15 protein-coding genes are annotated in these 19,997 nt (G+C 30.1%); 5 read left to right on the top strand and 10 right to left on the bottom strand.

All coding sequences use genetic code 11. The features are described from left to right. Positions 1 to 76: 76 nt before the first annotated feature. Complete coding sequence (locus tag J3R86_RS05365; RefSeq protein ID WP_207518394.1) at positions 77 to 1,108, bottom strand: M42 family metallopeptidase; 1,032 nt, start codon at positions 1,106 to 1,108, stop codon at positions 77 to 79. 153 nt (positions 1,109 to 1,261) lie between these two features. Here J3R86_RS05365 and J3R86_RS05360 point away from each other — a divergent pair, with 153 nt between their 5' ends. Next, a complete protein-coding gene (locus J3R86_RS05360) occupies positions 1,262 to 2,353 on the top strand; it encodes a prephenate dehydrogenase (protein WP_207518393.1) in 1,092 nt (363 codons plus the stop codon). A gap of 159 nt (positions 2,354 to 2,512) precedes the next feature. Here J3R86_RS05360 and J3R86_RS05355 read toward each other — a convergent pair whose 3' ends face one another. Further along, positions 2,513 to 3,775, bottom strand: a complete 1,263-nt coding sequence (locus tag J3R86_RS05355) for a Y-family DNA polymerase (protein WP_207518392.1) — start codon at positions 3,773 to 3,775, stop codon at positions 2,513 to 2,515. A 147-nt stretch (positions 3,776 to 3,922) separates the two neighbouring features. Between J3R86_RS05355 and J3R86_RS05350 the strand changes: the two genes are divergently transcribed. After that, positions 3,923 to 4,108: a 2-hydroxymuconate tautomerase gene (locus J3R86_RS05350; RefSeq protein WP_002464985.1), complete on the top strand. Its 186-nt coding sequence runs from the start codon at positions 3,923 to 3,925 to the stop codon at positions 4,106 to 4,108. Between the two features lie 360 nt (positions 4,109 to 4,468). On the opposite strand, the gene J3R86_RS05345 is transcribed toward J3R86_RS05350, so the two are convergent. Next, positions 4,469 to 5,452, bottom strand: a complete 984-nt coding sequence (locus tag J3R86_RS05345) for an LCP family protein (protein WP_207518391.1) — start codon at positions 5,450 to 5,452, stop codon at positions 4,469 to 4,471. A gap of 136 nt (positions 5,453 to 5,588) precedes the next feature. Between J3R86_RS05345 and msrA the strand changes: the two genes are divergently transcribed. Continuing rightward, a complete protein-coding gene (msrA, locus tag J3R86_RS05340) occupies positions 5,589 to 6,098 on the top strand; it encodes a peptide-methionine (S)-S-oxide reductase MsrA (protein WP_207518390.1) in 510 nt (169 codons plus the stop codon). A 149-nt stretch (positions 6,099 to 6,247) separates the two neighbouring features. Here the strand turns inward: msrA and mprF are convergent, their stop codons facing one another. The 6 genes from mprF to parE form a co-directional block, all read right to left on the bottom strand. Then, positions 6,248 to 8,770: a bifunctional lysylphosphatidylglycerol flippase/synthetase MprF gene (gene mprF, locus J3R86_RS05335; protein ID WP_207518389.1), complete on the bottom strand. Its 2,523-nt coding sequence runs from the start codon at positions 8,768 to 8,770 to the stop codon at positions 6,248 to 6,250. Positions 8,771 to 8,989: 219 nt separating this feature from the next. Then, entirely contained in the window at positions 8,990 to 10,198 is a 1,209-nt protein-coding gene (locus J3R86_RS05330; RefSeq protein WP_207518388.1) for an AI-2E family transporter, read from the bottom strand. Between the two features lie 133 nt (positions 10,199 to 10,331). After that, complete coding sequence (gene glcT, locus J3R86_RS05325) at positions 10,332 to 11,183, bottom strand: glucose PTS transporter transcription antiterminator GlcT (RefSeq protein ID WP_207518387.1); 852 nt, start codon at positions 11,181 to 11,183, stop codon at positions 10,332 to 10,334. Positions 11,184 to 11,830: 647 nt separating this feature from the next. Then, positions 11,831 to 13,291: a glutamine transporter AlsT gene (locus tag J3R86_RS05320; protein WP_207518386.1), complete on the bottom strand. Its 1,461-nt coding sequence runs from the start codon at positions 13,289 to 13,291 to the stop codon at positions 11,831 to 11,833. 273 nt (positions 13,292 to 13,564) lie between these two features. Continuing rightward, the gene (gene parC / locus J3R86_RS05315; RefSeq protein ID WP_207518384.1) at positions 13,565 to 15,967 is read right to left on the bottom strand and encodes a DNA topoisomerase IV subunit A; all 2,403 of its coding nucleotides are present in this window, start codon (positions 15,965 to 15,967) and stop codon (positions 13,565 to 13,567) included. Next, a complete protein-coding gene (parE, locus tag J3R86_RS05310) occupies positions 15,964 to 17,958 on the bottom strand; it encodes a DNA topoisomerase IV subunit B (RefSeq protein WP_207518520.1) in 1,995 nt (664 codons plus the stop codon). The genes parC and parE overlap by 4 nt, the downstream gene beginning before the upstream one ends. Before the next feature lie 206 nt (positions 17,959 to 18,164). On the opposite strand from parE, the gene plsY reads away from it, so the two are divergent. Then, positions 18,165 to 18,773: a glycerol-3-phosphate 1-O-acyltransferase PlsY gene (gene plsY, locus J3R86_RS05305; protein ID WP_207518383.1), complete on the top strand. Its 609-nt coding sequence runs from the start codon at positions 18,165 to 18,167 to the stop codon at positions 18,771 to 18,773. Between the two features lie 169 nt (positions 18,774 to 18,942). After that, positions 18,943 to 19,239: a HesB/YadR/YfhF family protein gene (locus tag J3R86_RS05300; RefSeq protein ID WP_207518381.1), complete on the top strand. Its 297-nt coding sequence runs from the start codon at positions 18,943 to 18,945 to the stop codon at positions 19,237 to 19,239. A 118-nt stretch (positions 19,240 to 19,357) separates the two neighbouring features. Here J3R86_RS05300 and menI read toward each other — a convergent pair whose 3' ends face one another. Beyond that, the gene (gene menI, locus J3R86_RS05295) at positions 19,358 to 19,825 is read right to left on the bottom strand and encodes a 1,4-dihydroxy-2-naphthoyl-CoA hydrolase MenI (protein WP_207518379.1); all 468 of its coding nucleotides are present in this window, start codon (positions 19,823 to 19,825) and stop codon (positions 19,358 to 19,360) included. Positions 19,826 to 19,997: the final 172 nt, after the last annotated feature.

Here is a 19,997-nt window from a genome sequence, read left to right as displayed (position 1 = left end):
TTAGAACTTTATTAAGTTACCTTATATTGCAGTATAATACAGATTTCAGATTATTTTGTCAATAACTATTTTAAAATTATTCTATTGGAGATAAGCAATATGCATATAATAATTGCTCTGTTGCTTTTATAGAGTCGATATGTGTTCGTTCCATTGCATGAGACGATTCAATTCCAGCTCCAAACAGACCATGCTTAATATCTGCACCTGCTTTTAAGGCGGCTGAAGCATCAGAAGTATAATATGGATAAATATCTATCTTATATGGTATATCGTTTATCTTACATAGGTTTACTAAATGTGATTTTAAATGTTTATTATAAGGACCTGATGCATCTTTTGCACAAATTGATACAGTGTATTCATCGGATGTTTGACCATCACCTAACGCTCCCATATCTAAAGCAATAAATTCTTTAATTTTAGGAGATATTGAAGCATTAGCTCCATATCCAATTTCTTCATTATTAGAAATATAAAATTGTGTTGTATGAGGCAATTGAATTTGATTAGCTTTTAATCTTTGTAATAAATGTAATATCATCGCTACACTAGCTTTATCATCTAAATGTCTTGATTTAATAAATCCTGATGATGTAATAACTGTGCGTGGATCAAAACTTACGAAATCCCCTACTTCAATCCCTAATTGTTTGGTCTCTTGGGCAGAAGTTGTAACTTCATCTATTCGAATTTCCATATGCGCTTTATCTCGTGGAATGTCGTGATTATTTCTATATACATGTACACTCGTTTCATGTAAACAAATTGTTCCAGTATATATTTGACCACTTTCTGTTGCTATTTCGCAATATTCTCCTTCAATTGCATTGTATGTAAATCCACCTATTAATTCTATTGCAAGTCGACCATCTTCTTTTATCTCTTTGACCATTGCTCCTAAAGTATCGACATGTGCAGTTATACATCGTTGTAAGTCATTATTTTGACCTTCCACTTGAATGATTAAAGCACCTTTATTGGTAATTGTTGTTTGATAACCAAGCTCTTGTGCATAATCTTTAACATAATTAATAGCTTTATCTGTATCACCTGAAGGACTATTTATTTCAGTGAGTGTTTTTATAGTTTCTAGAATTTCTGACATACCATTATCCCTCTCTATCAAATTGATAATATTATTGTAGTTTATTTTAGTTATTTATTCTAATAAATATAGTTATATTATTTTCTATTGCACTCAGTTATCACCTCATTTACAATATTATTATTCTGAAAATTTCGAAACTAGGTGATTCTTATGACAACCATACTATTTGTTGGTTTAGGATTGATTGGTGGTAGTTTAGCTAGTAATCTAAAATATCATAATCCAAATATTAATATTATTGCATTTGATAAAGACCCCTCCCAACTAGAAAAAGCAATATCAATTGGTATTATTGATGAACAGTATCATAATTATGAAGACGCAGTAACTAAAGCTGATATAATTGTTTATGCTACTCCTGTAACTATTACCAAACAATACTTATTAAATTTAGTTAATTTAAATACTAAACCAGGTCTTATTGTTACAGATACTGGTAGTACTAAAGCTGATATACAGCAATTAGAACATGCATTACTACAACATGATATTCATCTTATCGGTGGCCATCCTATGGCCGGTAGTCACAAGTCTGGTGTTCTTAATGCAAAAAAACATCTATTTGAAAATGCATATTTCATTTTAGTTTATGATGATGTTGCTAATAAACAAGCTGCTGATTACTTAAAACAGTTGTTTAGTCCTACTCTAGCTAAGTTTATTTTAACCAATGCTAAAGAACATGATTTAGTTACTAGTGTAATTAGTCATTTACCTCATATTGTGGCTTCAAGTTTAGTACATTTAAGTGAACAAAACGGTCAAGAACATGATCTTGTTGCTAAACTGGCAGCTGGTGGCTTTAGAGATATTACACGTATAGCTAGTAGTAACGCAGAAATGTGGAAAGATATCACTTTAAGCAATCAAAAATTCATCTTGGAGATGCTCAAACAGTTAAAAAATCAATTCACGGTAATTGAAGAAATGATAAAAAATAATAATGCTGATCAATTATTTAAGTTCTTCGCTCAGGCAAAAGCTTATAGAGATGCTTTACCTGTTAGTCAACTAGGTGGCCTTACTACAGCGTATGATCTATATGTTGATATTCCGGATAAACCGGGTATGATTAGCAAAGTTACTAATATTTTAAGTTTACATAATATATCTATAAGCAACTTAAAAATATTAGAAGTTCGTGAAGATATTTATGGCGCTTTACAAATTAGCTTTAAAACTCCCGATGATCGTCAACGTGGTTTAGAAGCATTGAGTGATTTCGATTGTTATATTCAATAAATGTATCTAATAATATAAAAATAGATGTTCTAATAACTGTATTATTTTGCCACATTAAAAGTGACTAGAGTTGTAAGAAGTTGATGTATCAACCCCTTACAACTCAGACAGTTATTACCAAATATTTGTTACTTTCATTTCGATTTTTAAATAATATAACTACATTTTATGTCCTGCCATTAATCCTAATCTACCATGTTTAGTACCAGCGTCAGTAAATGACACTGCTTTAGAAACTATTCCTTTACCATATTTTAAATGTAACTGATCAATAGTTTTGGCTAAACATTCTTCTCTCTTTCTCTGGTATTCATCTTCAAATAAGTTTAGTTGTCGTTCATCTTCATTAATAAACTGACTTAAGGACACACTTAGTGTACGATATAGCGCTTTATGATCACAAAGTTGTTCAGCAAAGTAATTTACCACTTTGATAATATCACTTTCTAAATTCGTCGGATCTTTTAGTGTATATTGCTTATGAACGCCTCCTTCATCGTTATAACCAAATGAAAAATGAATAGTTTTTGCCAATTTTTTTCTTGCTCTAACTCTACTAGCGACATCTTCTATTAATTCCTGCATCACAATTTTAGCTTCATCAAATTGATAATCTCTCATTAATATTTGACTCTTACAAATAGATGGGTTGTTAATTTTGTATTTATCACGTACTTTACTATGGTCAATACCGTTTGCATGCAAATGCATATCAATACCCATAATTCCAAAATCCCTTTTTAGAAATTGATATGGATACTTAGCTAAATCTCCAATACTAAAAATCCCTTTTTTATTCAACTTACGTTCAGTTTTTTTATTTATTCCCCAAAAAGTACTTAATGGTTGAATCGGCCATAATTTAGTTGGTACATCTTGATACCTCCATTCTGCAATACCATTTGCTGTATGTTTAGCATCAATATCCATAGCAACTTTACTCAACAACATATTAGAACCAATTCCAACTGTACAATGAATACCTGTTTCTTCATAAATTTCATATTTTAATCTTTCACAAAAAGCTTGTACCGTTGAATTAAACCTATGATAACTATCCGTAACATCCATAAAAAACTCGTCAATACTATATTGATGTAAATCTTCAGGTGCAATATAACGTAAAGCAATTTTAGAAATTGCAACAGAAATATTAAGATATTTTCGCATACTAGGATTAATAATATAAATATCATTTCTATGTGGTATTTCAAACAGTCTAGATCCTGTTTTAACCCCTAATTCTTTTAATTTTGGTGTTGCAGCTAACACAACTGATCCCTGTCTTTTCGTATCAGCGACAACAGCTAATTTTGTTGTTAATGGATCTAATCCCTTTTCAATGCAAGATACACTAGCAAAGAAGCTTTTCTGATCAATACAAAGTATATCTCTATCTTCTAACAAATGATAATCGTACATCGTTACTCCTCCCTCATATATAAATATTATATACGAACAAATGTTCTATTTCAATAATAATAAGAACGATTGTTCGTTTTATTATTTTATGTATTTTTATCGTCAAAATGTTATACTCTAAGTAATTAAATTTAGGAGGTTTGGGATATGCCAATTATCAATGTTAAATTATTAGAGGGTCGCTCTGATGATCAATTAAAAAACTTAGTTAGTGAAGTGACAAATGCCGTGGAAAAAACTACAGGTGCTAATAGAGAAGCTATCCATGTAGTAATTGAAGAAATGCAACCAAATCATTATGGTGTTGCTGGCGTTAGAAAATCTGATCAATAATATTGATCTACTTGAGTTTGGGATATAAAGCATACTATATTTAATATTATGTGCTTGGCAGCAACTATTGGCTTATAAAATGTTAAAAATCAATGTTTTATAAATCTGGTCAGAGTTGGCAGAAGCTGTCATTAAAATTTTAAAAGGATTACAGTTGCTTTATAAATACAGCTGCATAAAAGCTAGTAAAGATTGTAAATTCAACTAACTTTAAATGTGCAAGACGGGTACCTACGCATAATTTTAAGAAAAGTAATGTCTGTTCCATTCTTAATTTATCATGCAAGAACATAATAAATAGCCTTCAAATGAACTATAACAAGTTTCATCTGAAGGCTATTTTATTTAGTAGTTATATAATTATTCTTTTGATAAAAATTCTTTAATTGCTTTTTTATTAGTATCTTTATCTATTTTTAGAGCACTACCATCTGTATTGGTATTAAGATCTTCATATGAGTTTTTAATAGGAACTGTTAACGATTTAACATCTTTATCACCACGAACACCAAAACTTAAACCTGTTTGAAAAATTGCTGAATTTGGCATACTGGTATTAACATAACCTCTTAAAATACCTGCAACTTTTGGTAATTTAACAACTGTTCTAAAATTGACTAATTCTTTTCTAAGTGTCTGCATAACTTGTTGTTGACGTCTTACTCGACCAAAATCACCTTCTGGATCATGACGGAACCTAGCATAACCTAATAATTCTTTACCATTCAAATTATGTTGTCCTTTTTTTAATGATACACCAATATTTTTAGACATATCTTTCTCAACATTAATTGGTACACCATTTGGCATTAATTCATCAATCATTTTTTCAAAACCTGTAAAGTCAACTACAGCATAATATTCTGGATTAATACCTAAGTTTTTATCTAATGTTTTACGAAGTAATTCAGGACCGCCTAAAGTATATGCTGAATTAATCTTATGCTGACCATATCCAGGTATATCAGCATATATATCTCTCATGACAGACATCATTTTCATTTTTTTATTAATATAATCATATTGAACAATCATAATAGAGTCTGTTCTAGATTGACCACCTTGTGCTTTATCTGCACCTAATACAAGAATAGAAATCTTACCATCATTTTTAACTGGTCCATTAAATTGATGGACCTTGGTATCTTTAGCATGTTTTTCTGCGTATTTGATACCACTATTATAACTATGTATAACATATGCAATTAAAGCAATTAATATAACTACAATAATTAAAATAATGATAGGTAACTTTCTAACTTTCTTTTTCTTAGTTCTTCTAGACGTTATATTATTTTGTTCATCTTGACGTCTATATTCATTATCATTATTTTCTTTTTCCATATTTACCTACCTTATATCTTCAAAAATATATTCGTGTGTACTATAATTATCATATATAAACGTTATACAAAAATAATTCAAAATGCAAGTGATTTCTTAATAAATAGTACTAAGGTCTAATGAAAGGTTGTCAAAAATGAATATAAATACAGCTTATTTTGCCGGAGGGTGCTTTTGGTGTATGACGAAACCATTTGACACATTTGATGGCATCGAACAAGTTACATCTGGTTATATGGGTGGCCATCTAGAGAACCCTTCATATGAAGACGTTAAATCAGGCACAAGTGGTCATTATGAAACAGTTGAAATAGAATACGATGTTGCTTTATTTTCTTATAACAAGTTGTTAGAAGTCTTCTTCTCTGTTATTGACCCCTTAGACCCAGATGGTCAATTCCAAGATCGTGGTCCACAATATCAAACTGCTATCTTTTATACTAATGAACATCAAAAGGAACTTGCTGAACAATATATTGATAAATTAAAGCACACTATAGACGCAGATAAAGCGATTGCTACTAAGGTTTTACCAGCTAGTATTTTTTATAAAGCTGAAGAATACCATCAAGATTTCTATAAGAAAAATCCTGAACGTTATGCTCAAGAACAACAAGATAGACAAAACTATAAATATAAAAATTAAATATAAATACCACACAATATGACAACACCCTTAAAGTTAAACTAGCTACGAATAACTTTAAGGGTGTCTTATTTGCTATAAAAATATTTATATATAAAGTTGGTTCAGACAAAGTGACTGTCCTTATCCTCATGTATATGAGTCGTTAATTATTTATGTCGAATAACTCTCATTACTTTAGATAATGATTGCCATAATGAACTATCTTTACGATAAACTAAGAAACGTGGTTCCCAGTTCGGATTATATTTCGCTTTATATTTACGTAATCCCTGGAATCTATATAGACCATTAAAGTGTTCAAATACTCTACCAGCTAATCGCTCTCTTAAATAAGAATAATGTAATTGACCAACATTAGACAAAGTAGCCATTCCCATATTGAATTTCTTATATCCCTGCTCCTTACTCCACAATAGCATATGCAAGTATAATCCATCCATTAATGGTAAATCTAATTCTGGTAACCATCTGATAAGATCTACTGAAATTGCATCGTTGAAATACGTAGGCATTAAACTACAGAAAGCAATAATTTCTTGCTTTTCATTACGCATAACTCCAATAGGTGCTTTTGTCAAATATTCTTCCTTAAATTGTCCCACAGAAAAATGCATTTCATCTCTTTTACCTAACCATAAATCACTAACATGTTGTAATTCAGCTAAACATGCTGCTGAATATGGTGGCTCAATAATTTCAAATGTAATATTTAAATCTTCAAATTTATTCAATGTTGCCCTAAAACCACGTCGTTTTTTACCTGACGTAGAAAATTCAGTTAAATCAATGATTGCTTCTTCACCTAATTTAAAGAATTGATTACCAAAATTATGATATAACGGCATGTGCTGATCGGTTACTTGATAAAAAATAACATCATAACCAAGATATTCAGCATAATTATAAAAACTTTCTAATAGCTCTTCAAACGCTGTTTCATCGCCGATAGGATCACCTAAGACAACTAACGCACTTGCTTTATAGCGATACATTAAAAATGCTGTCTTTTGTTCATTCGCAAAATACTTTTTATCGCCACTATATATTAAGTGACTTAAATAATTTCCACCATAATTATCAATAATGGTTTCACAGTCTTCCACTTTAGCAGATATGCCTACTTTACTAAATTGATAATCAAATAACCAAGCAATGCCACCAACAATAATAGCTATAACTAAGATAGTTATCCAGAAGTAATAGCGTAACAATGATGTAGCTACTTCTATATGATATACATCTAAAGCATATAAAGTTCCAGCAATAAAGGCATGATTAATAAATAAAACGAATGCACTAAAAATAACCGTACCCACTAATTTTCTAATTCTGAATGGTCGCTTTAACACCCTTGTTCTTCTAAAAGCAAAGATAAGTAAAGCAAACACAATGATTAACCAAGCAATTAAAATATATGATGCATAAGTATATATAGTAGCACCAATAATTAATAAAATAGATATCATCGCAAAAATAATTGCCCGTCTACTTTGCTTATATATCCCAAATACATTAACTAAAAGTATTAAACAGGCACTCGTATGAATAGCTAACGTAATATAATAAGCAAAATGTTCACCATCATATAGTCCATCGTAGACAATGGTTAAGTTATTCACGAAGAAAATCATACTAGTAAAAAATACTAAAATTGCTAATGATAATGCAGGAATCTTTGCAACAACATCTTTTTGATATGACATTAAAAATGATGTAACATCTTTTGCAGGAATAAAATATTTTGATCCTTCGATATAATTTTTAGCAGATTTACCAAATTCAAATGATGATAAAATTAACGCTATAATTACTGGTACAAAATAATATGCAAAACGATACAATAGTAGCATTAATAACGCTTTTTCTTCTGGTACACCTAATGTTTTGAAACCTAGTAGCATGATTAAATCAAATGCACCAAAACCTCCAGGAATAAAACTAACTAAACCGGATAAAGCAGCAATAATAAAGATGGCAATAAAAGCCATAAATGATACGTGTGTATGTACAATAACAGCACTAAAATATAACACCATTGCCGCAGCTAACCATTCGACACATGACACTAATGTACAATATAAACCAACAAATCTATTATTACGATCAGGTGGCTTAACTATAGTATAAATAATAAATAGAGGTAAAAAGGCGGAAACTACATATAATACCCATCTAACCCATGTGATTTTATCCATGATCATCGTAGCATCAAAAACATGGAAAACAACTAACAACGACAACAAGCTAAGTCCTGTTAACATTGATATTAAAACGAACGATATATAATGAACTAATTTCTTTCTATCTTCTGTATAGTTTTTATAAATCATCGCTCTAACGCCAGCACCTATAAAGCCTCCAAATCCAACAATTGCGTTTAAGGCATTAATGATGTAGCTGACTCTAAGTAATTTTCCTATTGGGATGTTCATTTTTAAAGCTTTAGCTAAAATAATATCATACATAGATAGTAAAACTAGTGAAGCACCACCAGCAATAAATAAAAGGACTAAAGATAGTCTATTAATCTTACTAAATTCAAATAATGTTTCTTTAAAGTTTATTCCTGATAATTCTCTATATAACGTAATCACTACAAAAATAAATAATGCAGTAGCAAAACTAATTTTCAGGATAGAAAACAGTTTGTTTTTTACTTCTTGTTTCATTTTTTCACATCAATTCTACAAAATTCTAATATATTTCAAAATATATCATACCATATACCTCATTATCACATCATTTCCCTCTAATTTATATAACATTTTTGTAATATACATTCATAAATATGTAGACTCTAGCAATTTAAACTTTCAAAAGTTACTCACTTTGTTATCAAATACAAAAAAGTCACCAACTAAAACATTCAGTTGATGACTCTGTTAATATTATTCAACGATTTTATTACTTTCCTTAATATCGTACTCACCAACATCATCACCATAATAACGGTTATAACGACGTTTAAATAATAAGAATAAATGAGTAACTAATACTTTTAATATTGCATATCCTGGTATACCTAAAATAACACCTACGATACCTAATAATTTACCGGCACATAACAAGATAAATATAATTGTTAATGGGTGAATCTTCAGTGTTTTACCCATTATATTAGGTGAAATGAAGTGTCCTTCAAAGAATTGTACTAATGTCCATACTATTGCTAATTTTAACAGCATCCATGGAGATGTAATTGCAGCAATAATAATTGCTGGTGATATAGCAATAGTTGGTCCAAGATATGGCACAACACTTGTGACAGCAGCAATACTAGCTAATACAAGGCTATATTTCAATCCAATAATTGAATAACCAATAAATAATAAAATACCAATACAAAATGACACAATAATTTGTCCTTGAATATATGAACCAACTTGCACACTCATTTTTTCGAGTAAATCATGAAAATCATTTCTGAATTTTGGTGGCATAATTTTTGTTGTGAAGTCTTTAAAATGATGTCCATCTTTTAACATAAAGAATAACACAAAAGGAGTTGTTGCAATAACAACACCGATATTTGCAATTGTTTCAGCAAATGACGCTATTTTCGAACCAAAACCATCAGTATATTCAGAAATCATTGAAGGTAATTTTTTAGGCAAGCCATTTAACCAGTCATTAACTTGACTATAGTATGCTGAAAACATAGTATTATTCATAATTTTATCAAAAGAGTTAATTACTTTTTCAAGATAATGAGGTGAATTTTTAACCAAACTCTCTATTTGCGAACCAATAATAGGTATCAATAAATTAATTATTAATGTAATAATACCAACAACTGCTAAATAAATAATTGTAATGCCTGCAATTCTTGGAATTCTATATCGTTCCATCAAATTCACTATAGGATTTAATAAATAAAATAGAATTAAAGATACAATAATAGGCGCTGCAATTGTTTTAAAAATAATGATAAAAGGTTCAAATACATAAGAAACCTTATCAAAGATAAAAATCACAATACCTAATAAAACTAACGCAATTAAAGAAAATACTAAATCATTACCACCAATAAATTTCATATATCGTGATTCAGTAAATTTCAATAAATTTTTTCTTGTTACTTTGTCATTTTCATTCAATGATATAAACACCACCACTACTAAAGTTTATAATTAATTTAATATTTCAATAAATTAATGTAAAATTTGCTAATAATTATCATACCACATAATTAAGTTTTAAAAACACTTGAATTTTATCTTTAACGAAACTTTAACTCCGCTTTATATTCCCTTCAAAATGATGAATATGCAAAGTTAAATAAATTATTTCAGAGTCGCTAATATGAACATCAAATTGTTTTTGAATCATAGTTAAGATTTTAAATGCTGTATTATAGCAAATTGGATAATGACCTTTTATCATTTTTATGAAGTCATCTTGTGCATGTACATATTCTTGTTTTTTTAAGCGTCGAATTAAAAACTGTACATGTCTTATAAATCGCTGATATTGAAGTGATTGCTTATCTACAACAGTATTTAAATCACTTTCAATAATTTTAATACTTCTATTCATAATATCATTCATCAACGTCATTTCTCTCATTGATAAATCTTCTGTATTAGAGGCAATATGTAAAGCTATAAACCCCACTTCATCTTCAGGGAAGTTAACATCTAGATCAACATTCAACTTATCTATAACTTGCTGGGCTATTTGATAAGCTTCACTATATAATTGCTTTGTTTCCATCGCAAATGGATTTGCAATAATTTGGTTTTGTTTTAAACGCTTATATGCAAAAATAATGTGATCAGTTAGAGAAACTACCAATTGTTTAGCATCCACATTGATTGCTGTATTGGAAATAAAATTTAATGATTCAATAATAACTTGCAATACATCATCATCAGCAATTTCAACTAAAGTTTTATAATGTTCTTTTTGTTGTTCACTCTCTAAAGTGTAAATTTTATCTATAGTAATAAGGTCATTGTTCAAGATCATTCCCTCTTTTTTATTGAAACCAATGCCTTTGCCAATTAAGATTACTTCTTGACGATCTTTTGTACATATAACAACATTATTATTTAAAGCTTTTGATACTTTATATCTTCCCATTAACATCACCTATTTTTCCTTTTTAAATTATATCTTGTATAGCAACATGTTAAAAGTATTAAACCTTGTAAAGCTGAACTATTCAAATACAAATTAAGTATAATGACAAAATATAGTTTATTATTATAAAATGATTTATTAAAAATTGAAATACTTAGCATGATTATTAGAAACAAGTTCAAAAAAGCTCTCTATTTTTAAGACTGCTAAAAAGCGAATAATTTAAAATGAAAATAATTTTGAAACCGAAACTCTTGATGCAGGGACCCAGCAAAGAAAAGTTCTGTTAACAGAACTTTTACAATAATGTGCAAGCTGGGCAAGGGACCCAACACAGAAAAATTCTTAACAAAGAATTTTTACAATAATGTGCAAGTTGGGCAAGAGCTACTAAAGATTAAAAATCAAAAATAAAAGATTACAATTGATTGCTAGCGTAACAATTGCATAAGAGCTAGTAAAGATTATAAATCTAACTAGCTCTAAATGTGCAAGCTGGAGTGCGAGACTTGAAAAATTAATTATGACTCAATCCAATTTGTTAGAGAACTAAAAAAGTATACTAAAAAAACAACTTCTATTCGCTAAAATAGAAGTTGTTTTTATTTAAACTCAATATATACATATTGTATTTATAATGTAGTTTGTTATTTATTTAATTTATTAGATTTATTAATACCCCAAGCACTTATACCAAATAAGTTGATTTCTAAGTTTTCAGGTCTAAATACAGGGTTCTTGCCTTCTTTTTTCTGCTGCTGGTAATCTTTCATCAATGCAAAAGCAATGTTAGATAAACCAATAATGGAAATAATATTTACAATGGCCATTAATCCCATAAATAAATCTGCTGTACTCCATACAGTTTCTGTTTTAGCGACTGCACCAATAAATACTAATGCAACTACTAAACATCTGAAAATAAACAAAATAATCTTATTAGTAGATAAAAATTCGATATTTGATTGACCATAGTAATAGTTACCAACAACTGAAGAAAACGCAAATAAAGTCACTGCAATTGTAAGGAATATTCCACCAGCTGAACCTAAATGTTCATTTAAAGCTGATTGTGTTACTGCAACACCTTGAGGTGCACTTTCACCAAATTTCAAACCAGAATATAATAAAATCATTATCGCTGTAGCTGTACAAACTAACATAGTATCAAAGAATACACCTAATGATTGAATTAAACCTTGTTTTACTGGGTGTGGCACAGCCGCAGTAGCTGCAGCGTTGGGTGCTGAACCCATACCAGCTTCGTTAGAGAATAAACCACGTTTAATTCCTTGTAACACAGCAGCACCTACAGCACCACCCGTAACTTGTTCAAAGCCAAAAGCACTTTTAATAATTGTACCAATCATAGGAACAATTTGATCAATATTAAAAATTAAAATAACTAATACCATACCAATATAAATAATAGCCATGATTGGAACGATGTAAGAAGATAATGTTGCAATACTACGTACACCGCCGAAAATGATTATCGCTGTAATAATTGATAAAATAATACCAGTAATAACTGGGCTAACATTATATTGTGTATTTAATGATTCAGCAATAGTATTTGATTGTACTGTATTAAAAACAAAGGCAAATGTAACTGTAATTAAAATTGCAAATGTAATACCTAACCATTTTTGATTTAAACCTTTAGTAATATAATAAGCTGGTCCACCACGGAAACCACCATCTTTATCATGGACTTTGTAAACTTGAGCTAACGTTGCTTCAATAAAAGCACTTGCAGCCCCGATAAATGCAATGACCCACATCCAAAATACTGCGCCAGGACCACCAAGAACGATTGCTGTCGCAACACCTGCAATATTACCAGTACCAACTCTTGAACCAGCACTAATTGCAAATGCTTGGAATGGTGAGATTCCTTTTTTTCCATCTTCTAATGTTTCAGGTCTTTCTACTAATGCTCTAAACATTTCTGGTAGCATTCTTAATTGCACAAATTTGGAACTAATTGTGAAAAAGAACCCTGCTGTTAAGAGCAAGCCAATTAAGTACTGCGACCATATTAAATCATTTCCGATTTGGACAAAATCTTTAAACCATCCCGGAATTAAATTATCAAAATCTTTCAAAATACAACCCCTCGCATCCTCTATGTATGTTTTGTGTTAATCAATTGATCAATATTAAAGTTAAAAACCAATAACTTTTATTATCCTTCTTTTAATTTATCATATTGATCATCATTTTGTTTATACAATACAAGAGATCTATATTAATATAATCAATTCAACTTAAATCATTAGAAAAACTGAATCGACAGTATTTTAATATAAATCCCTTGTTTTTTTACAAATAAACATTACTTTATTTTATCATTTAATTGATTGATTGCATATATTTTTTTAATCTACATACATATCAATAATATTACCAAAGTCATCTACATCAACAATAAATGATCCATTAGTATACTGCTCTGACTTGTGAATATCAGTGATAATACCAACCTCTTCATTTGTTGTTGAATAAATTTTATATTGTTGATGTTGTGCTGTTACGACATGAGCAGCTACAATGCGATGAGGATTTTTCTTCAATTCTTTTAAAAGTGTAATACCACGTTGTGCACGTTTAGCAATTTGTAGAACTTTAAATCCAATACGTTTTAATGAACCACGTTGTGTAGCCATTAATATTGAATCTTTGTCATGAATTCCCTCAGTCATTACAACTTTATCATCATCTTTAAGATTAATTGATTTAACACCTGCAGCACGTAATCCTATATCTGATAACTCTGACGTATTATATGTTAACGACATTCCACGATGAGTAATAACAGTAATTAATTGATCATCTTCGAAACGCATCACATTAATTACTTCATCAGAATCTTTTAATTTTATTGCTATTAGCGGTTTGTTAAATCTACTAGTCTTAAACTGTGGCACCGTACTTTTCTTCACCATACCATTTCGAGTTGCAAAGATATAAAAAGCATTAGTGTTAAAATCTTTTTCATTAAATATATCAATAACCGCTTCATCTTCATCGATTGGAACGATTTGAGAAACATGTTGTCCTAATTCTTTCCAACGGATATCTGTCAATTTATGAATAGGAATAAATAGATAACGTCCTTTATTAGTAAATACAATTGCAGTATCTTGCGTATTTACTTCTTGGAACTTCAGTAAACTGTCGCCATCTTTTAATCCAATTTCTGTCACACCACTAGCATTAAAGCTTCTAATTGATGTGCGTTTAATGTAACCATGTCTTGTTAAACTTAACACAACATCTTCGCTAGGTACCATCACTTCTTTATCAATCTTAATTTCAGAAATTTCAGCTTCAATAGTAGATAACCTATCAGTTTTAAATTTCTTCTTAATTTCTGTTAATTCATCTTTAATAACTGTTAATAAGGCATCATGATTATCTAAAATATTACGTAAATAATTAATTAATTCTTCAAGTTCTTTATGTTCTTCTTGTAATGCTACAATATCTGTATTTGTTAAACGATATAATTGCAACATAACAATAGCTTCAGCTTGTTCCTCAGTAAAATCATAGGTAGCAATTAAATTTTCTTTAGCATCACGTTTATTTTTAGAACTACGAATTAATTCAATTACTTTATCTAAAATAGATAACGCTTTAATCAATCCTTCAACGATGTGCATACGCTTTTCAGCATTATCTAATTCAAATTTAGTTCTATTTGCCACAACTTCAATTTGATGATTTAAATAACTATCTATAATTTGTCTAATACCCATTAATTTAGGTCTACCATCACTAATAGCAACCATATTAAAGTTATAAGATATTTGTAAATCAGAATTTTTATATAGATAGTTTTTGATGGCTTCACTATTGACATCTTTTTTAAGTTCAATAGCAATACGTAAACCAGTTCTATCAGTTTCATCGCGAACTTCAACAATACCGTCCACTTTTTTATCTGCACGCAGTTCATCAATACGCTTAACTAAACTGCTTTTATTAACTTCATATGGAATTTCAGTAACAATTAATTGTTTACGTCCATTACGTAGCGTTTCTTCATCCACTTTCGATCGTACAATAATACGTCCCTTACCTGATTCATAGGCCTTTTTAATACCATCAACACCTTGAATTATTCCACCAGTTGGAAAATCAGGACCTTTCATATATTTCATAAGCTGACTTACTGTAATATCAGGATTATCGATATATTTTAAAGTGGCTTGAATAACCTCACCTAAATTATGAGGTGGTATATCTGTTGCATATCCAGCTGATATACCTGTTGAGCCATTAACTAATAAATTAGGGAACCTTGATGGTAATACCATAGGTTCTAATGTTGTATCATCATAGTTAGGAATAAATGCGACCGTTTCTTTATTGATATCTCTCAATAGCTCTTCTGCCAATTGGCTCAATTTAGCTTCCGTATAACGCATTGCAGCAGGTGGATCATTGTCGATACTACCATTATTACCGTGCATTTCGATCAATACATGTCTTAATTTCCAATCTTGACTAAGACGTACCATTGCTTCATAAACTGAGGAGTCACCATGAGGATGATATTGTCCTATAACGTCACCGACAGTTTTAGCACTCTTACGGAAGTTTTTATCATAGGTATTACCACTAGAGTACATAGCGTATAAGATACGACGTTGTACTGGTTTTAAACCATCTCTAACATCAGGGAGTGCACGTTCTTGAATAATATATTTACTATATCTACCAAAACGATCACCAATAACATCTTCTAGTGATAGATCTTGAATTATTTCACTCACTTCGTTTCCTCCTCATTAAATTGTTCTTGCTCTAGTACTTGAACTTCAGAATTATCAAGAATACTTTGATCTTCTTGCATACCAAATTCTACATGGTTTTCAATCCATTCACGACGTGGCGCAACTTTATCACCCATTAATGTTGTAACACGTTTAGATGATCGAACTTCATCTTCAACTTGAACTCTAATTAACGTACGGGTATCTGGGTTCATTGTCGTTTCCCATAATTGTTCAGGATTCATTTCACCTAGACCTTTATAACGTTGTAAAGTAAATCCTTTTCCTAATTCTTGTTGTAATTTACCTAATTCTTCATCTGTCCACGCATATTCAATACGTTTTGTTTTGCCTTTACCTTTTTCAAGTTTATATAACGGTGGTAAAGCGATAAATACTCTTCCTGCTTGAACTAACGGTTTCATATATTTAAAGAAGAATGTTAATAGTAATACTTGAATATGTGCTCCATCAGTATCGGCATCTGTCATAATAATAACTCGATTATAATTACTATCTTCAAGTTTAAAATCTGTACCTACACCAGCACCTATAGTGTGAATAATAGTGTTGATTTCTTCATTTTTAAATATATCTTCAAGTCTAGCCTTTTCAGTATTAATAACTTTACCTCTTAAAGGTAAGATTGCTTGGAATTTACGATCTCTTCCTAATTTAGCTGAACCACCTGCTGAGTCTCCTTCGACTAGATATAATTCATTTTTATCGGTATTTTTACTTTGTGCAGGTGTTAGTTTGCCTGATAATAATGTATCTTTACGTTTGTTCTTTTTACCTGAACGTGCATCTTCACGAGCTTTACGTGCGGCTTCACGAGCTTGTTGCGCTTTAATAGCCTTTTTCACTAATGATTTAGACAATTGACCCTTTTCTTCTAAATAAAATGGTAGTTTGTCAGCAACAACTGAATCTACAGCACTTCTAGCTTCAGAAGTACCTAATTTAGATTTAGTTTGTCCTTCAAATTGTAATAACTCTTCGGGAATTCGAACAGAAATAACTGCGGTTAAACCTTCGCGTATATCATTACCATCTAAATTTTTATCTTTAGTTTTCAATTCATTAATACGTCTTGCATAATCATTAAACACACGTGTCATCGCAGTCTTAAAACCAACTTCATGAGTACCGCCATCTTTAGTTCTAACATTATTTACAAAGCTTAAAATACTTTCAGAATATTGATCATTATATTGAAAAGCTACATCTACTTCAATTCCGTTAGATTCACCTGAAAAAGTAGCTACATCATGTAAAACTTCTTTTCCTTCATTGATATAACTTACAAATTCTTTAATACCATCTTCATAATGATATAATTCTTGGCGTTCTTTGCCACTTCTTAAATCAACTAAGTTAATTTTTAAATTTTTAAGAAGAAAAGCTGACTCTTGTAAACGTTCACTTAAAGTATCAAAGTTAAAAGAAGTTGATGCTTTAAAGATTGTTGCATCTGGTTTAAATGTTACTTTAGTACCTGTCTTTTTAGTTTTACCTTTTTTTATTAACCCTGATGCAGGTACACCACCATTTTTAAAACTTTGTTGATAAATATTGCCGTCTCTATGTATTTCAACCTCTAACCATTCACTCAAAGCATTCACTACTGAGGCACCAACACCGTGTAATCCACCAGAAGTTTTATAGCCACCTTGACCAAATTTCCCTCCTGCATGTAATACAGTAAATATTACTTCTACTGTAGGTTTCCCTGATTTATGTATACCTGTTGGCATCCCACGTCCATTATCTTCTATTGAAATACTACCATCTTGGTTAATTGTTACGTTTATTTCATTTCCGTAACCGTTTAATACTTCATCGACGGAGTTATCGACAACTTCATATACCAGATGATGTAGTCCACGCTTATCAGTAGATCCAATATACATACCTGGTCTTTTTCTAACTGCTTCCAGACCCTCTAATACTTGTATTGAATCATCTGAATAATTATTTTGTTTATTCATTGCCAATGATTTCGCCTCCTGCAAACGTACGTTCGTTTTTAAAACTATACAATAGTTATTCTTATATAAATCTCCTTAAATTGCAAGTATCAATTAAGTTTCAACTACTTTTTATAGATAATAATGATTAGTATTAAAATTTATTCGCCCTAACTAAAACGAATGTGATAAAATGATGCTAAGTCAATAAAGGATGTGTAATAATTATGATGATAATCATCATGTTACTACTGAGTTATCTCATTGGTGCATTCCCTAGCGGGTTTGTAATTGGTAAATTGTTTTTCAAAAAAGATATTAGACAATTTGGTAGTGGTAATACTGGTGCAACAAATAGTTTCAGAGTACTCGGAAGACCTGCAGGGTTTGTTGTAACATTTTTAGATATTTTCAAAGGATTTATAACTGTATTCTTTCCTATTTGGTTACCTGTACATGCTGACGGTCCGATAAGTTCTTTTTTTACTAACGGACTTATTGTAGGATTATTTGCTATTCTGGGTCATGTTTATCCAGTATATTTAAAATTTAAAGGTGGCAAAGCGGTTGCAACTAGTGCCGGAGTAGTCTTAGGTGTTAATCCTATTTTACTCTTAATTCTAGCAGTTATATTCTTTGCAGTACTTAAAATATTTAAATATGTTTCTTTATCAAGTATAGTAGCTGCAATTTGTTGTGTTATTGGATCGTTGATTATTCAAGACTATATCTTATTAGTTGTAAGTGCTTTGGTTGCGATTATACTTATAATAAGACACCGAACTAATATTATCAGAATTTTTAAAGGTGAAGAACCTAAAATTAAATGGATGTAATTACATCATAACACTATACTTTACTCCACTGTTCGCAAAATTTATTTTTTTGCAACTAATGGAGTATTTTTTATTTATAATAAATCAATTAATATAAAAAATTATCAGTCTATGCTATAATTCAATGGTCAAAATGATTAAAATTAACTTAATTGTGGAGGTCATTTTAATGAAAATAGAATTAACTAATGAAGCAGTAGACTGGTTTAAAGATGAATTAGAATTACCTGAGGGTAATAAAGTATTAGTCTTCTTTGTTCGTTATGGTGGCGAATTTCAATTGAAACAAGGATTTAGTCCCGCATTTACCGTTGAAAATAAAGATGACATTGAAATTGGCTATGAGCAACAATACAATGGCTTAGATATTGTCGTTGCCGAAAAAGATTTATGGTATTTTGAAGATGACCAAATTGTGGTTGACGTTGTTGATCACGAAGATGAAATTTCATACACTGTTAAGTAAAGGTTATTTCATAATTATACTTTAACTAATCCACCTAATTTATAAAGAAATTGAAATAACAACAGTTGAAAAGCAGTTGCTTAAATTAAGAAACTATCTTAATTTGCAACTGCTTTTTTTATAGTTCATCTATACCATTAACAACTTCAAAATTTAGTTGTTGTTTATTCAATTGATCTACTTTACTATACGCAGCATGCCAATCTGGAAAATAGCGATCTAAGCGAATTGGCTTAAAAGTATCTTCTTTAATACAAATTAACTCAGTTGATCCGGTTGTTGCTAGTTCACCTTGTTCATTATAAATTTCATAACGATATAATGAGCGAAGTCTTGAATATTTTTCTACCCATGTTTTTATTTTAACTTTTTCAGGATAAAATAGAGACTTTTTATAATTAACATTTAATTCAGTTACAGGAGAAATAATACCCTCTCTTTCCATTGCTGCATAACTAAAACCTAATTTTGAAATATAATCTAAACGTGCAACTTCAAACCAAGTTGCATAATTACCATGATATATGACACCCATCTTATCAGTTTCTGCATATCTAGCTTCAATTTCAGTAATACTATATATCATTTTATTCCTTCTTTCACATATAATTCCGGTTCTTTGTTTTTTAGGACTGATAAATAAAAAGTGAATAGTTTAAAATATAAATTATTTTGAAGCCGAGACTCCTGAGGTAGGGACCCAACATAGAAAAACTGGTTATCCAGTTTTTTCATGCAATGCAGGTTGGGCAACGCGA

Origin of the sequence: Staphylococcus simiae (assembly GCF_017357005.1) — a bacterium.
Lineage (GTDB): Bacteria > Bacillota > Bacilli > Staphylococcales > Staphylococcaceae > Staphylococcus > Staphylococcus simiae_A.
This window is presented reverse-complemented; position numbering and strand designations above follow the sequence as displayed.

Bases quoted from the DNA above. Each gene is read 5' to 3' on its own strand.
- J3R86_RS05365 (WP_207518394.1), bottom strand. From the start codon at position 1,108: ATGTCAGAAATTCTAGAAACTATAAAAACACTCACTGAAATAAATAGT.
- J3R86_RS05360 (WP_207518393.1), top strand. From the start codon at position 1,262: ATGACAACCATACTATTTGTTGGTTTAGGATTGATTGGTGGTAGTTTA.
- J3R86_RS05355 (WP_207518392.1), bottom strand. From the start codon at position 3,775: ATGTACGATTATCATTTGTTAGAAGATAGAGATATACTTTGTATTGAT.
- J3R86_RS05350 (WP_002464985.1), top strand. From the start codon at position 3,923: ATGCCAATTATCAATGTTAAATTATTAGAGGGTCGCTCTGATGATCAA.
- J3R86_RS05345 (WP_207518391.1), bottom strand. From the start codon at position 5,452: ATGGAAAAAGAAAATAATGATAATGAATATAGACGTCAAGATGAACAA.
- msrA (WP_207518390.1), top strand. From the start codon at position 5,589: ATGAATATAAATACAGCTTATTTTGCCGGAGGGTGCTTTTGGTGTATG.
- mprF (WP_207518389.1), bottom strand. From the start codon at position 8,770: ATGAAACAAGAAGTAAAAAACAAACTGTTTTCTATCCTGAAAATTAGT.
- glcT (WP_207518387.1), bottom strand. From the start codon at position 11,183: ATGGGAAGATATAAAGTATCAAAAGCTTTAAATAATAATGTTGTTATA.
- parE (WP_207518520.1), bottom strand. From the start codon at position 17,958: ATGAATAAACAAAATAATTATTCAGATGATTCAATACAAGTATTAGAG.
- plsY (WP_207518383.1), top strand. From the start codon at position 18,165: ATGATGATAATCATCATGTTACTACTGAGTTATCTCATTGGTGCATTC.
- J3R86_RS05300 (WP_207518381.1), top strand. From the start codon at position 18,943: ATGAAAATAGAATTAACTAATGAAGCAGTAGACTGGTTTAAAGATGAA.
- menI (WP_207518379.1), bottom strand. From the start codon at position 19,825: ATGATATATAGTATTACTGAAATTGAAGCTAGATATGCAGAAACTGAT.